14 protein-coding genes and 1 pseudogene are annotated in these 13704 nt (G+C 67.9%); 13 read left to right on the top strand and 2 right to left on the bottom strand.

The features are described from left to right. Window positions 1-72: 72 nt before the first annotated feature. The 4 genes and pseudogenes from ACOQPE_RS07115 to ACOQPE_RS07100 all read left to right on the top strand — a co-directional run bounded on the left by ACOQPE_RS07115 (window position 73) and on the right by ACOQPE_RS07100 (window position 5019). On the top strand, window positions 73-2007 hold the full coding sequence (locus tag ACOQPE_RS07115) for a hypothetical protein (RefSeq protein WP_420611124.1): 1935 nt from the start codon (window positions 73-75) through the stop codon (window positions 2005-2007). Between the two features lie 33 nt (window positions 2008-2040). Then, window positions 2041-3144, top strand: coding sequence for an epimerase (locus tag ACOQPE_RS07110; protein WP_420611123.1), 1104 nt, complete (start codon window positions 2041-2043; stop codon window positions 3142-3144). Further along, window positions 3035-4620 (top strand): annotated as a pseudogene (locus ACOQPE_RS07105) (amidase). The gene ACOQPE_RS07110 and the pseudogene ACOQPE_RS07105 overlap by 110 nt, the downstream one beginning before the upstream one ends. Window positions 4621-4713: 93 nt before the next feature. Beyond that, window positions 4714-5019 carry a putative quinol monooxygenase gene (locus ACOQPE_RS07100; RefSeq protein WP_323672276.1) on the top strand — a complete coding sequence of 102 codons (306 nt, stop codon included), beginning with the start codon at window positions 4714-4716 and terminating at the stop codon, window positions 5017-5019. Between the two features lie 51 nt (window positions 5020-5070). Here the strand turns inward: ACOQPE_RS07100 and ACOQPE_RS07095 are convergent, their stop codons facing one another. Further along, on the bottom strand, window positions 5071-6129 hold the full coding sequence (locus ACOQPE_RS07095; protein WP_420611122.1) for an ADP-ribosylglycohydrolase family protein: 1059 nt from the start codon (window positions 6127-6129) through the stop codon (window positions 5071-5073). A 213-nt stretch (window positions 6130-6342) separates the two neighbouring features. Here ACOQPE_RS07095 and ACOQPE_RS07090 point away from each other — a divergent pair, with 213 nt between their 5' ends. The 4 genes from ACOQPE_RS07090 to ACOQPE_RS07075 all read left to right on the top strand — a co-directional run bounded on the left by ACOQPE_RS07090 (window position 6343) and on the right by ACOQPE_RS07075 (window position 10047). Next, complete coding sequence (locus ACOQPE_RS07090; protein ID WP_420611371.1) at window positions 6343-7635, top strand: serpin family protein; 1293 nt, start codon at window positions 6343-6345, stop codon at window positions 7633-7635. Between the two features lie 61 nt (window positions 7636-7696). Then, the gene (locus ACOQPE_RS07085; protein WP_420611121.1) at window positions 7697-8167 is read left to right on the top strand and encodes an FxsA family protein; all 471 of its coding nucleotides are present in this window, start codon (window positions 7697-7699) and stop codon (window positions 8165-8167) included. After that, window positions 8151-9047, top strand: coding sequence for a hypothetical protein (locus ACOQPE_RS07080; protein WP_420611120.1), 897 nt, complete (start codon window positions 8151-8153; stop codon window positions 9045-9047). Before ACOQPE_RS07085 ends, ACOQPE_RS07080 begins: the two co-directional genes overlap by 17 nt. Window positions 9048-9129: 82 nt before the next feature. After that, entirely contained in the window at window positions 9130-10047 is a 918-nt protein-coding gene (locus ACOQPE_RS07075) for a DUF1295 domain-containing protein (protein ID WP_420611119.1), read from the top strand. Window positions 10048-10052: 5 nt separating this feature from the next. Here ACOQPE_RS07075 and ACOQPE_RS07070 read toward each other — a convergent pair whose 3' ends face one another. After that, complete coding sequence (locus ACOQPE_RS07070; protein WP_419917317.1) at window positions 10053-10457, bottom strand: VOC family protein; 405 nt, start codon at window positions 10455-10457, stop codon at window positions 10053-10055. A gap of 193 nt (window positions 10458-10650) precedes the next feature. Here ACOQPE_RS07070 and ACOQPE_RS07065 point away from each other — a divergent pair, with 193 nt between their 5' ends. From ACOQPE_RS07065 to ACOQPE_RS07045, 5 genes are read left to right on the top strand one after another with little or no spacing between them, the layout of a single operon-like run. Continuing rightward, window positions 10651-11565, top strand: coding sequence for an alpha/beta fold hydrolase (locus ACOQPE_RS07065; RefSeq protein ID WP_420611118.1), 915 nt, complete (start codon window positions 10651-10653; stop codon window positions 11563-11565). Then, entirely contained in the window at window positions 11562-12128 is a 567-nt protein-coding gene (locus ACOQPE_RS07060) for an NADPH-dependent FMN reductase (RefSeq protein ID WP_420611117.1), read from the top strand. The genes ACOQPE_RS07065 and ACOQPE_RS07060 overlap by 4 nt, the downstream gene beginning before the upstream one ends. Before the next feature lie 7 nt (window positions 12129-12135). Continuing rightward, window positions 12136-12531 (top strand): FAD-dependent monooxygenase, encoded by a 396-nt coding sequence (locus ACOQPE_RS07055; protein WP_420611116.1) that lies wholly within the window; start codon window positions 12136-12138, stop codon window positions 12529-12531. Continuing rightward, a complete protein-coding gene (locus ACOQPE_RS07050; protein WP_420609181.1) occupies window positions 12521-12829 on the top strand; it encodes a transposase in 309 nt (102 codons plus the stop codon). The genes ACOQPE_RS07055 and ACOQPE_RS07050 overlap by 11 nt, the downstream gene beginning before the upstream one ends. Then, on the top strand, window positions 12826-13695 hold the full coding sequence (locus tag ACOQPE_RS07045; protein ID WP_420610885.1) for an IS3 family transposase: 870 nt from the start codon (window positions 12826-12828) through the stop codon (window positions 13693-13695). The genes ACOQPE_RS07050 and ACOQPE_RS07045 overlap by 4 nt, the downstream gene beginning before the upstream one ends. The last annotated feature ends 9 nt before the right edge of the window (window positions 13696-13704 follow it).

Genomic DNA, 13704 nt, shown 5'->3' with positions numbered 1-13704 from the left:
CGTCAATGCGCCGCGCCAACGTCGAACCTAACCCACCGCCTCAACCCGTCGCCCAGTCGTACGATCGGCAGCGTGGACGACGACGCAGACGGAACAGGAGTGAGCTGGATCCAGCTGCTTGGCGCGCTCGTGGTCTTGGTCGCCGTCATTCTCCTTGCTTCGATGTGGCTGTTCGGTGGCGGGACCGACGACGACGATGCTGAGATCGACAGCGTCGAGACCGCTGCATTGGCCACAACAGCTCCGGCTCCCGCCACGACCTCCTCGGCTGCTCTCGCTCCCGCCGCAACCACCACGGCCGATGGGATTTCGAGCGACACGCCGACCGGCACCACTGCGCCGCCTCCGACAACCGCGGACCAGCCTGCGGACGACTCGGACGGCGCGGCCGATGACTCTGCAGCAGCAGACCGAGCAGGCGACGGCACGGCAGCCGCTCCCGTCGAGTGGTTCGAGTGGGTCTCGACCAGCGGCCTGCACACCTGCGCGGTCCGCGGCGACTACTCGCTCACCTGCTGGGGCCGCAACACTCATGGCCAAGCCGAACCGCCCGCTGGCGAGTTTGTGGACATCTCGGTCGGCGGCAATCACTCGTGTGCCATCCGCTACGACTTCGCTCTCGCCTGCTGGGGTCGCAACATTGACCGGGAGTCCGAGCCGCCGTCCGGCGACTTCACGAGGGTGTCCGCCGGCGATGGCTTCACGTGTGGTCAGCAGATCGACGGCACGTTGAGGTGCTGGGGCAACAACCGGTTCGGGCAGGCTGAGCCTCCCCCGGGCAAATTCACCCACGTGTCAGCCGGCTCGTATCACGCGTGCGGTGTGCGCTCTGACGACACGCTCGCGTGCTGGGGCTTGAACAACTCGGGACGGGCTGAACCGCCTGCAGGCAGGTTCTTGGATGTCTCCGCGGGCAACGTCCACAGCTGCGGGGTGCGCAGCGACGCCAAGCTGATCTGCTGGGGCTACAACGGTCCAGGCCGCACCGATGCGCCCAGCGGCAGCTTCTCCGCGGTATCGGCAGGAGCGCTGACATCTTGTGCACTGCGGGTCACCGGCACCATCGCTTGCTGGGGATCGGACCAGGCTGGCGAGGCCGACCCGCCGGCGGGATCCTTCCGGTCGGTGTCAGCGGGCAACTTGCAGACCTGTGGCGTCACAACTGAAGACGTACTCACCTGCTGGGGTCACGACCTAGACGACGTGATCGACGCACCAGCCGGCACCTTCAACCAGGTTTCCGCGGGCAGCGGTCACTCATGCGGAATCCGCTCGAATGAACAAGTCGTGTGCTGGGGCGCGGACTTGTGGGGTCGTGCGTCGGCGGCGGCAGGCGTCTACTGGCATGTGTCCGCCGGCGCCCTGTACTCGTGTGGGGCGCGGACCGACGGCGCTCTCAGGTGCTGGGGCTACAGCAACTACGGCGCCAGCAAGCCGCCTGGTGGTGTCTTCGACACAGTGTCCGCCGGTCTAGAACACGCTTGTGGGCTTCGCTCAGATGCAACCTTGACCTGCTGGGGTGACGATCGCTACGGCCAGCTCGACTCGCCGTCAGGCACATTCGTCGAGGTGTCCGCAGGGGGTCATTTCTCGTGCGCTACGGGGCTTGACAGGACCGTCCAGTGCTGGGGTGACAATGGCTTTGGGCAGACTCGGGTGCCGGACAAGGAATTCCTCGGCGTCGCAGCGGGATGGGCCACCGCCTGTGCCATCGGGCTCGACGGTGAGCTGACGTGCTGGGGTCGCAACGATTCGGGCCAGGCGGAACCGCCAGCGGGCAGCTATCTGGAAGTGTCGCTGAGCCAGGACTATGGCTGCGGGGTGCGGACCAACGGTTCTGTGCGGTGCTGGGGCGATGTGACCGAGGCCGACATGATCGTTCCCGAGGGTCCGTTCGCCGCGGTCTCCGTCGGCTGGGAGCATGCGTGCGGCTTGCGGCGCGATGGGACGGCGGCGTGCTGGCTGACCCGGGCCGTACCGACGCCGCCCGAGGTGCGCCGGGACTGAGCGTCGTTTGCGCTGGTGGGCCAAGCTGACGGGATGGACATCCTCGTTATTGGGGGGACGGGGCCGACCGGGCCCCACATTGTGAACGGTCTGGTCGATCGCGGTCACACCGTGACGATCCTGCACACCGGGCGCCACGAGGTCGACACCATTCCCGACCATCTCGAGCACATCCACACCGATCCCTTCGACGAGGATGCGTTCCGCTCGTCGATCGAGGGCCGCAACTTCGATGTGGTGTTTGCGATGTACGGCCGGTTGCGGTCGATCGTCAAAGTGCTCGTCGGCCGGACGCCCCGTCTCATCTCCATCGGCGGCGTGCCGGTGTACAGCGGGTACGCCGAGCCTGCTGTCGAGTTTCCCGAAGGGATGGCGGTGCCGACGAACGAGGACGATCTGCTGGTCGGCGATGAGCGCTCGGGGCCCAAGCCGCTCAAGATGGCCGAGTCGGAGGAGCTGACATTCTCGCTGCATCCGGATGCGACGCACTTCCGGTACCCGTACATCTACGGCCCCAACCAGGTGCTGCCGCGGGAGTGGACGCTGGTCAAGCGTGCGCTCGACGGCCGGCGGCGGGTCATCGTGCCCGACGGCGGGCTCACCGTCGCTACGTCGGCGTTCGTCGAGAACGCCACCTCAGCGGTGCTGCTGGCGGTGGATCACATCGATGCGTCGGCGGGTGAGGTCTACAACGTGGGCGACGACCGGCAGTTCACGTATGCGCAGATCGCGCAGATCATCGGCGACGAGCTCGGCAACCCGTTCGAGCTCGTCTCGGTGCCGGGTGAGCTGGCCGCGACCGGCGGGCCGTTCCTGCTCAACCACTCATCGGCGCACTCGATTCTCAGCACAGAGAAGATCCGCCAGCAGCTCGGTTATCGAGACAAGGTCGACCCCGAGGACGGGTTGCGGCGGACCGTGCGATGGCAGGCGGAGAACCTTCCCAGCGATGCTGGTGTGGCGGCCCGGCTGCAGGATCCATTCGACTACGCCGCCGAGGACGCGCTGATCGCTGCGGCCGAGCGCTATGCGGTCGAGGTCGGGCGCATCGAGTGGGAGCACATGCCGGGTTGGACCTTCGGCTACTACGGGCCGCGCGAGAACCCCGGCGGTCGGCGCGGCAGCTTCCGGGCGTGAGAGGGACTGGCCGAGGCGCGAGACTGCTCGCTGCTATGAGACCGGGCTGGCGGGGGGAACTGTGACGGCGACGATTGCTGAGCTGGCGGCGGGCTACCGGGATGGATCTCGGTCGCCGGTGGAGGCCACCGAGGAATGCCTGACAGCGATTGCATCGCTGGACGGGCGGGTGGGGGCCTGGCAAGCGGTGTACGCGGATGAGGCCCGGGCGTCGGCCGAGGCTGCCGAGGTGGCGCTGACGCTGGCGGCGGGCGAGCCGGTGGGGCCGTTCTGGGGTGTGCCGTTCGCCCTGAAGGACATCGTGGACGTGGAAGGCCGGGTGACCACGGCGGGATCGGCCGAGTGGGCCGACCGGGTCTCTCCAGCGACGGGCACGGTTGCTCGCCGGCTGCTGGAGGCCGGCGGCGTGTTGCTGGGCAAGACCAAGACCGTCGAGTTCGCCATGGGTGGCTGGGGCACCAACCAGCACATGGGCACGCCGTGGAATCCGTGGGACCGGGATGTCTTGCGTACGCCGGGCGGCTCGTCGTCTGGGTCGGGCGCGGCAGTGGCAGCGGGCATGGCGCCGTGTGCTGTCGGCACCGACACGGGCGGGTCGGTGCGGCTGCCGGCGGCGCTGTGCGGGATCGTCGGCTGAAGACCACCGAGGGCTTGCTGCCCATCGACGGCATCGTTCCCCTGTCGCACACGCTGGACACGCCGGGGCCGCTGGCTCGAACGGTGCTGGACGCGGCGCTGATGTTCGACGCCATGCTGGGCACACCTGCCGCCGAGGTTGAACGTGACTGGCTGGCCGGGGGAGGTCGTTACGGGGCGCTGCAGGCAGCGCTCGACGGCGGTTTGGGCGGCCGGCGCATCGGCTGCCTGAGCGATGCCGAGCGAGTGGGTGTGGACGCTGCTCAGCTCGCCGCCTATGACGCGGCGCTCAAGGTGCTGGTCGGGCTGGGTGCCGAGGTGGTGCCCTTCGACCCGCCGACGTCGTTCGAGGAGATGAAGAACACCCGCTTCGTGATCGTGACGGCCGAGTCGTACCACTGCTACGGCGAGATGATGGAGGATCCAAGCTCGAAGGTTGACGAGCGGGTGCGGGCCAGGGTGCTGCCGGGCGCCGCCATCTCGGCCAGCGAGTACATCGCGGCGATGGTGCAGCGGCGAGTCGACCTTGCCGAGTTTGCCGAGGCGTTCAAGGACTTCGATGCGATGGTGACGCCCACCACGCCGATGCTGCCGCTGCCCGTCGATGAGGCCGACGAGACGAATACCCCGGCGCTGTTCACTCGGGCCGGCAACTTCCTGGCACTGTGCTCGACGACCGTGCCGACGGGCGTGTCGCCGGCGGGACCGGGGGGCGGCTTGCCGACGTCGATCCAGTTCATGTGCCGGGGCGGCGACGAGACCCTGTCCCTGTCGCTGGCAGCGGCGTACGAGGCGGCTCGTGGCCCGATGCCCACCCCTCCCCTATGGGCCGGCGGTTAGGCGACGCCGTTGCTTCAGGCCAGTTGCGAGCGTGGTAGGCATTCCGCCGCGGCGCACAGCGCCGAGGCGAATCCACCATCGGGAGCGACAGCTATGGGCAAGGCAACGGTGATCGGCAGCTTTACGTGTCAAGACGGCAAGGCTGACGAGATGGAGGCGGTGCTGGCTTCGATGGTCGAGGCCGCCAAGGGTGAGCCGGGCGTCGAGATCTACTCGTACCACCGGGGCGAGGGAAACCAGTTCTGGTTCTTCGCTCTCATGAGCGACGCTGAGTCGATGCAGCACCACGGCCAGACCCCTGCCATGCAGGAGGCCATGGCGGCGTTCGGCCCGCTCATGGGTTCGCCGCCGCAGATGCAGATGACGACGCCGATTGCGGCGATCGGACTCGATCTCTAGGCGCGTCGCACGGGCGCCGCGCAAGGCGCGCCGAGCTCCGCAGACAGTCGCTCAACCGCAGACGGCGACAGTTCGGGCGACGAGATCGTCGAGAGCGAGTTCGCCGACGCCGGCGAGGGAGACCTGCACACGGCCGTTCCATGCGTCGGGCCAATGTGCCGGGATCGGGCGGCCGGTCAGGCCCCACAGGGCGCCCACGGTTGCGCCGTTGCAGTCGGTGTCACACCCCGCGGCGACAGTGTCGCCTATGGCGGCCGAGAAGTCGTGTTCGCCGGAAAGGAGGCCCCATGTGACCAATGCCAGGTTGTTCACGGTGTGCACCGGCGACATGCCGTCGTAGGCCTCATGGATCGGGTCCGGGCCGTCGTTGGCCGTTGCGCAGCGGATGCCGAGCGCCATGGCTTCGACGCACGCCGAGTCGGCCGGCAGCAATTCCATGGCGGCTTCGATCGCAGCCAGCACGGACGGGGTCGACGGGATGGCTGCACCGATCGCTGCAACGGCTTGGGCGCCGTACACGCCCTCGCCCCGGTGGGACAGGCGGGCGTCACGGGCGGCGAGTTCGGCTGCGAGCGCGGGATCGCCGGGCGCAACCCAGCCGTACATGTCGGCGCGGATCTGCGCCCCGATCCAGTCGTTGAACTCGTTGTCACTGCATTCGTCGAGGTTGAATCCGGCGGGCTGCCCGAAGGCGAATGGCGTCGAAGCCTTGGCCATCAGCACGGCGTAGGCGGCCCGCTCGGCGGTGAAGGTGAGGCCGCCGGGCAGCAAGCGGAACCAGGCCCGGGCCACGTCCTCGGTGGTGAAGCCGGTGCCGTGTTCTTCGATCAGCATCAGCGACAGCACCGTGTAGTTGATGTCGTCGTCGGGCACGGCCACGACCAGGCGGTCCTTGCAGGCGTCGGCGTTGCGCTCGACGGCCGAAGGCGCTCCCGGGAGAAGCGGGACGTAGTTCCGCAGCGGCAGGGCGCCGGCCTGGGCGAGGTAGTCCTGCAGTACCGCGGGGCCTTGGCGCATCGACAGCAGTTCCACGGGCTTGCCGAGCATGCAGCCGCTGATGCGGCCGATCCAAGCACTGCGAATCCGCTGTTCGAGGTTCGGACTAGTCACAGCTCGGTCTCCCCTGCCACGGCGACGACGGCACGGCATGACAGCACGGCACGCCAGCAAGGTAGGACCCGATCACAGCGCAGCCTCTCGACCCGTCAGCGACCCGACAATTTACGGCTCGCGCGCAGCGCGGCGTCGTGCGTATTCGACCATCCCGCCGCTGGGCCTGACAGAGCGGACCCGGCGGGCAGCCGTAGGGTGGGCAGGGTGCGGATGCGACTGATGGGGTCGCTGGTGCTGGTCGGCATCATGGCTGTGGCCTGCGGCACCTCGACGGACGCCGGTGACCCCGCGGCCGACGGAGGAGACGCTCCCGCAGCGCTGTCCACTGCCGATGCAACTGCTTCCGAGCCCGTCGTTCCCGCAGCCATCGAGCCGGTCACTGATCGTTTGGCCGCTGACCGCGGTGCTCCGACGGCTGAGTGGGTCGCGGGGGTGAACGCGGCGGGATGGGAATTCCACCGGCACCTCGAGGGCAACGCAGTGTCCAGCCCGATGAGCATCGGCGTCGCCTTCAGCCTGAGCCGGGCCGGCGCGTCAGCCGACTCCGCAGCAGTGCTCGATGACATCTTCGAGTTCCCCGAGGAGGGCAGCCACAGCGCTGCCAACGCGGTCGATCTCATGCTGGCCGAAGCTTCGGTTGCGCCGAACACTGTGGAAGTAGCCAACCGTCTCTTCCCCGATGACGAATTCTCGCCGCTGGCCGAGTTCCTCGAGACGGCCGCCTTGCACTACGGCGCGACGATGCAACCGGTCGACACGGCCGACGGCGACTCGGCGGCCGCTGTCATCAACGACTGGGTGTCAGGGCGCACCCGCGGCCTCATCCCCGCCATCGTCAACCAAGCCACAGTCCAAGATCAGGAACTGATCCTGGTGAACACCGTCTACCTCAAGGCCAACTGGCTGGAGCCCTTCCTGGCAGACCTCACCCGCGACGGCGAGTTCACCACCAACTCTGGCCAGACGGTGACCGTGCCGTTCATGCGCGATCACGAAGCGGTGGATCGCCGCTACGTCCTGATGGACGACGCCGATGCCGTGGAACTTCCCTATGTCAGAAGCGAATTGGCCATGTGGCTCATCGTCCCCCACGCTCCCGACGGCCTCGCTCCCGTTGAAGCATCGCTCGACGCCGCGGCTCTGACCGAGCTGTCCAGCAATGCGCTTTCGGGCACGGTCAAGATCACCATGCCGAAGTGGGAGCAGACGCTGCCGCCGGCCGATCTCTTCAAATGGCTCTGCCCGCAAGGGTTCTGCGCCGGCGCAGCGTTCGACGGCATCGCGCCCGGCATCTTCATCACCTCTGCGCTGCACAGCGCCAAGGTGATCGTCGATGAGAAGGGCACCGAAGCGGCCGCAGCAACAGCCATGGCGTTCGCCGAGTCCATGCCCCCGCCGCCAGATCTGACGGTGGTCGCCGATCGGCCCTTCCTGTGGGCGATCATCCACCGCGAGACACAAGCAGTGCTCTTCGTCGGGCGCCTCGTTAATCCGGCAGCGTGACTCTCCGGCGCTGACGGGACGTGACGGAGCGGACCCGGCGGGCAGCCGTAGGGTGGGCGGCGTGCTGGCCGTGCTGATCCTGGTGCTCATCTCGGTGCCGCTGCTGGAGCTGTTCGTGATCGTGCAGGTGGCAGGTGGGCTCGGCGCCGGCCAGACCATCCTGCTGCTGGTCGTGGTGTCCGTCGTGGGTGCCTGGATGGTGCGGCGCTCCGGGCTCGGCGTGCTGAACCAGATCCGCACCCGCTTGGCACAGGGCGAGATTCCCGGCAATGAACTCATGAATGGGCTGTTGATCCTGCTGGCCGGCGCGTTCATGCTCACACCCGGCTTCCTGACCGATGCTGCCGGGCTGATCATGCTCTTTCCGCCGACCCGCAAGGTCGTACTCTCGATACTCGTGCGTCGCTATGCCAAGCGAGTCGATATCGCTGGCTGGCCTGGTGCACAGGGCAGTCCTGGCGGTCCTCGTCGCTTCGGCTCCCCCCTCGACGCCGAGAGCTACACGAAGGACACCGATGACCGGTCCAACTGATTTCCCGGAGCCCCAGGGCATGGAGCGCGCGCCTTCTGAGGGATTCATCGCGCTGAAGGACCGGCTGCCGCTGGGCGTCGCGCTGCTCGCGCTCATCGTGGCGATCGCGGCGTTGGTGGTCGCCCTCGGAGACTCCGACGACGACAGCGCCGCTGCGGTCGATGACCAGCCTGAGGCCACCGCCGTCACGTCGGCGCCTGTAGCGACCGAACCGGCACCGATTCCCACCACCACTATCGGCACGGTCCAGACGCTGCCGCCCGCGCCCACGACGACATCCGCGCAGCAGGTCGTGACCGCCACGACGGCGGCTGAAGCCGACGAGGATGCCGAGCAGCGCTTGGTGCTGTCGGTCGTGGGCATCGGCTACGACAGCACGCTCAACGTGCGCGAGGAGCCGGGCGGCCAGATCGTGGCCAAGCTCGACTCGATGGGCACGGGCATCGTTCCCACCGGCACGAGGCAAGAGGTGTCCGGGGTGCTCTGGCACGAAGTGCACGCGGCCGGCGTGATCGGCTGGGTCAGCGGCGACTATGTGACGCCGCTGGGCGCGACCGTCGACACCACCACCGAGATCGTGGCACGCCTCGGCCAAGCACCCAGCGCGGCGAACCTGGCGGCACTGGGACGCGCTGTCGCCGGCGCCGTGGCATCGGAGGAACCCGAATCGCGTGTGAGGATCGCTGGCGAGCCCACAGTCGGCGAACTCAGCGAAGTCACGATGGACATCGTCGGTCAGCCCGACGATTCCATCCGCGGCTTCCGGCTGCGCGTGTTCGCCACCCGCAACAGCGACGGAACGTTCACGCTGCGCAACGTCGAAGGCACCCTGATGTGCTACATCGATCGCGGCGTCAGCGCGCAGGGTCTCTGCAACTGACGGCACCGGCAGCGGCAGACCCCGAGAGGCTCTCGTGCGCGGCGTTCGCCTGAGGGCACTCGTAGTCGCCATCGTTGGCGTCGTGGCCTTCGTGCCCGGCTGGATCGCCTACGCAGCCATCGACCATCCCCTCGTGGGCACGCCGTACGGCGTCGCGCTGGGAGTGTGCGCTGCGGTGGCGGTGCTGAGCTGGATGGCGTCGATGCTGACGAGGGACGCCTCCTGGGTGGACCGGCTGTGGTCGATCGTGCCGGCGCTGTACTGCGGGATCGTTCTCGCCGACGTGGGACTCGGCTCGACTCGGATCACCGTGATGACGGCGCTGGCGTGCGCGTGGGGAGCACGGCTCACCTTCAACCTCATCCGCCGGGGTGGGTGGCGGCGCGACAGCGAGGATTATCGCTGGAGCTATCTCCGAGAGCAGATCAGCCAGCGGCGAGTTCTCGGCTGGCAGATCGGCGAGGTGGGCTTCCAGACATTCAACGTGCTCTTCGTGTCGTTCGGCCAGATGGCGCTCATCTGGCTGTTCACGTCGCCGGTGCACCAGGCGTGGCAGCACGCCGACGTGCCGCTGGGCTGGCTGGACTACGTCGCGATCGTGGCGTTCGTGGTGCTGCTGGTACTCGAGACCATCGCCGACCAGCAGGTGTGGCGGTTCCAGCAGAACAAGGCCCGTCTCGTGGCCGAGGGTGCCGAGGTGGAGCGGCCGTTCCTCACCGAGGGGCTGTTCCGCTACTGCCGCCATCCCAACTGCACCTGCGAGCAGGCCATGTGGATCGTGTTCTACCTGTTCGCGATCTCGGCATCGGGCCGGCTGTGGCACTGGACCGGGCTGGGCTGGGTGATCCTGCTGCTGCTGTTCGCTGTCTCGACGAGGCTCACTGAGCAGATCTCGGGCGAGAGGTATCCCGCCTACAGCCGCTACCAGGCTGCGGTGCCGATGTTCGTGCCCAACCCGCTCAGCCCGAGGCGGCGGCGAGCGCAGCCGGTGTACCTGTAGTTCAGCTAGGCGGGATCGGGCATCTCGGCGGTGCCGTAGCCCTCGTCCACCACACCTTCGGTGAAGAAGGCCTCCCACCACAGGCCGTTGGGATCGGTGACCCACGACTTGTGCTGGAGCTGGTAGCCGCACACCAAGTCGTCCTGGTCGGACCGGGGCAGGGCGGCCGCATCGATATGGGAACGCAGGTCGGTGAGCTCGTCGTGCGTTTCCACCTGGATGCCGTAGTGGGCCGAGCCGGCCGGCCCGTCGCCGTGGGTGTCGAGCGAGAAGTTGACCCGGGGATCGTCGAGCATCCACTTGGCGTAGTCGGCGCGCCGCATCGTGGGTTCGCAGCCGAACAGCCGGGTGTAGAACTCGATCGACTCGTCGAGGTCGTCGACCTGCAAACCGATGTGCATGCGCCGCATGGCTCGAACGATAGGGCGCGGCATGGCTCGCACGAAAGGACATTGACGGACGTATCTCTGGCCTGAATGGTGCTGGCCGGCATCCGGCGATGTGGCGGGTACTGCGATGGCCCTCGCGTGCAGTTCTTGCGGCAGACTCTTCGGCGCTGCCGACGCGCTGCCCGTCGCGTCGCCAGCAGGAGCAGCACCCACGATGCCGTATGCGACCGTCAACACCCATGAAGCGACAGCGATCGAGCTCTACTACGAGACCCACGGCGACCCGGCCGACCCGGCGCTGCTGCTGGTGAACGGGTACTCGTCGCAGATCCTGGGTTGGTACCCCGGCTTCCGGGAGCAGCTCGCCGAGCGGGGGCGATTCGTTGTGAGCTTCGACAACCGTGACGTCGGCCTGTCGACGCACCTGGACGGTGTCGACGTGGACCTCGGTGCGGTGAGCAAGACTGCCGTGAAGGCTGCGGCCGCCGGTGAGCCCATGCCGCCGGTGCCGTACACGCTGTCCGACTTCGCCGATGATGCCGCCGGGTTGCTCGACCATCTGGGCATCGGGGCGGCGCACATCGCCGGGGTGTCGATGGGCGGGATGATCGTGCAGCAGATGGCGATCGATCACCCCGACCGGGTGCTGTCGATGACGTCGATCATGTCGACGACCCGTGAGCCGGGCTACTTCGAGGCCACGCCCGAGGCCATGGCGGCGCTGACAACACCGCCGCCGCCCGACCGCGAGGGATACATCGCGGCCAGCGTCGCTTCTCGCAAGATCAGCGCCAGCCCCCGCCACTTCGACCCCGACCAGGCGTCCGAGATGGTGGCCGCCTCGTACGACCGCATGTACTACCCGGAGGGCCTCCCCCGGCAGATGGCGGCCGTGCGGTGCTCGCCGCTCGGGGTCGAGGCGCTGCGCCGGCTGGGCGTGCCGACGCTGGTGATCCACGGCCGTGACGACCCGCTGATCATGCCGAACGGCGGTGAGCGCACGGCCGAACTCGTGCCGGGTGCCAACCTGCTGATGGTGGGCGACATGGGCCACGACCTGCCGAAACCGCTGTGGCCGATCCTGATCGATGCGATCATCAGCCACACTGCCCACGCGGAGACATCATGAAACTCTTGGCCTTTGCCGCCTCCAACAGCAGCCAGTCGATCAACCGTCAGCTTGTCGACTACGCCATCGGGCTGCTTGCCGACGGCGAGATCGAGGGCGTGCCGGCCGGTGCGCTGGAGATCAGCACGCTCGACCTGAACGACTTCGAGATGCCGATCTACAGCATCGATCGGCAGGAGGCCGCTGGCATCCCGCAGGCGGCGCACGACTTCTACGACACGCTCGGGGCGGCGGATGCGCTGCTGATCTCGTTCGCCGAGCACAACGGCTCGTACACGGTTGCGTTCAAGAACGTCTTCGACTGGGCGTCGCGGATCGACATGCGGGTGTACCACGACAAGCCGATTGTGATGCTGTCGACGTCGCCCGGCGGCGGCGGGGGCGGATTCGTGCTGCGGACCGCCGGTCACCTGGCCGGATACTTCGGCAACGAGGTGCTGGCCAGCCTGGCCGTCCCCCGGTTCGGCGAGAACTTCGATACCGAAGCGGGTGTTCTGTCCGACTCCGAGCTCGACGCCGAGCTGCGGGAAGCCTTGGCCACGCTGTCTGGGCTGTTGCCCTAAAACGCCCGTGACTGATACCACTGTGCTCATCGTGGGTGCGGGGCCGGCGGGGCTGTCGATGGCGATCCTGCTCGGGCGCCTCGGGCTCGACTCGATCGTCGTGGAGCGTCGCAGCGGCATCAACCCTCATCCCCGCGCCCGGTCGGTCAACGTGCGAACGGCCGAGCTGATGCGCCAGTGGGATGTGCTCGATGAGATCGAGGCCGCCAGCCTTCCTTTGCCGTGGACGGAGCAGTTCGTGTACTGCGAGACGCTGGCGGGCACCGAGATCGGCCGTGTGATCACGGGGGTGCAACCGGTCGTGGACGGCGTGGAGCTGTCGCCGGCGCCGTGGCTGCTGACGTCGCAGGACCGGATCGAGGAAAGTGGGCTTCCCCCGGAATCTGGGAGGCATGCTCTTTGAGGAAAGGGGAGCTGTGCCAGAGACACGAAGAAGGTTCGATCCGGAGTTCCGCGCTGGTGCGGTGAGGATCGTGACAGAGACGGGCAAGCCGATCGCTGTGGTCGCCCGCGATCTTGGGATTCACGCGGGCACGCTGGGCAACTGGGTGAAGGCCGAGCGCGGTGCCGGCGAGGGGGCGCTGGACGCGGACGAGCGGGCCGAGTTGGTTCGGCTTCGGCGCCGTTGCGCTGAGCTGGAGATGGAGCGCGACGTGCTCAAACGATCCGTGGTCCTGTGGGTGAACGAGGCGACAAAGTGACCCTGGCGCGGTTTGTGGCTTCCCAGAGGACCGATCACGGCATCCCTCACGCGGTCGCGTGCCGGGCGCTGGACGTCAGCGAGTCGTGGTTCTACCGGTGGCGGCACGGGTCCCCGTCGGGCATCGAGGCCCGCCGGGCGGAGCTCGACGCTGCGGTGCTGGCCTGCTTCGAGGACTCAGAAGGGACCTACGGGTCCCCCAGGATCCGGGTGCAGCTGCGACGAGCGGGCCGGGCTGTGTCGAAGAAGTCCGTGGAGGCCTCCATGGCCCGCCAGGGCCTGGTCGCACGCCCCACCAAGCGCCGCCGCTCCCGCACAGACGACCGCGACGCCGCCCCCGAGGACCTGATCGGACGCGACTTCACCGCCGACGCGGCCGACCGGCGCTGGGTCGGGGACTTCAAAGAGATCCCCACCGGCGAGGGCAAAGTGCACCTCGCCGCGGTCATGGACCTGTACTCGAGGCGCATCGTGGGGTTCGCGACCTCGAACTCCTATCCCACAGCCCAGCTCGCCCAGGCCGCCGTCGACATGGCCGTCGCCACCCGAGGCGGCGACGTGACCGGGGTGATCTTCCACACCGACAAAGGCACCCAGTACACCGCCGGCGACTTCGCCCGGGCCTGCGACAGGCTCGGCATCACCCGCTCCACGGGGCGGGTCGGCTGCGCCCTGGACAACGCAGCCGCCGAATCGTTCTTCTCCACCCTCACCCACGAACTCATCCACAAGCGACACTGGGCCACCCGACGCCAAGCCCGCCGAGACATCGCCAGATGGATCACCGACTGGTACAACACACGACGGCTCCACAGCACCCTCGACATGACCAGCCCGACCGACTACGAACAAGCCAACAACCACTGACCAAACCCT

The sequence above is a fragment of the Candidatus Poriferisodalis sp. genome, assembly GCF_965219595.1.
Taxonomy (GTDB): domain Bacteria; phylum Actinomycetota; class Acidimicrobiia; order Acidimicrobiales; family Poriferisodalaceae; genus Poriferisodalis.
This window is presented reverse-complemented; position numbering and strand designations above follow the sequence as displayed.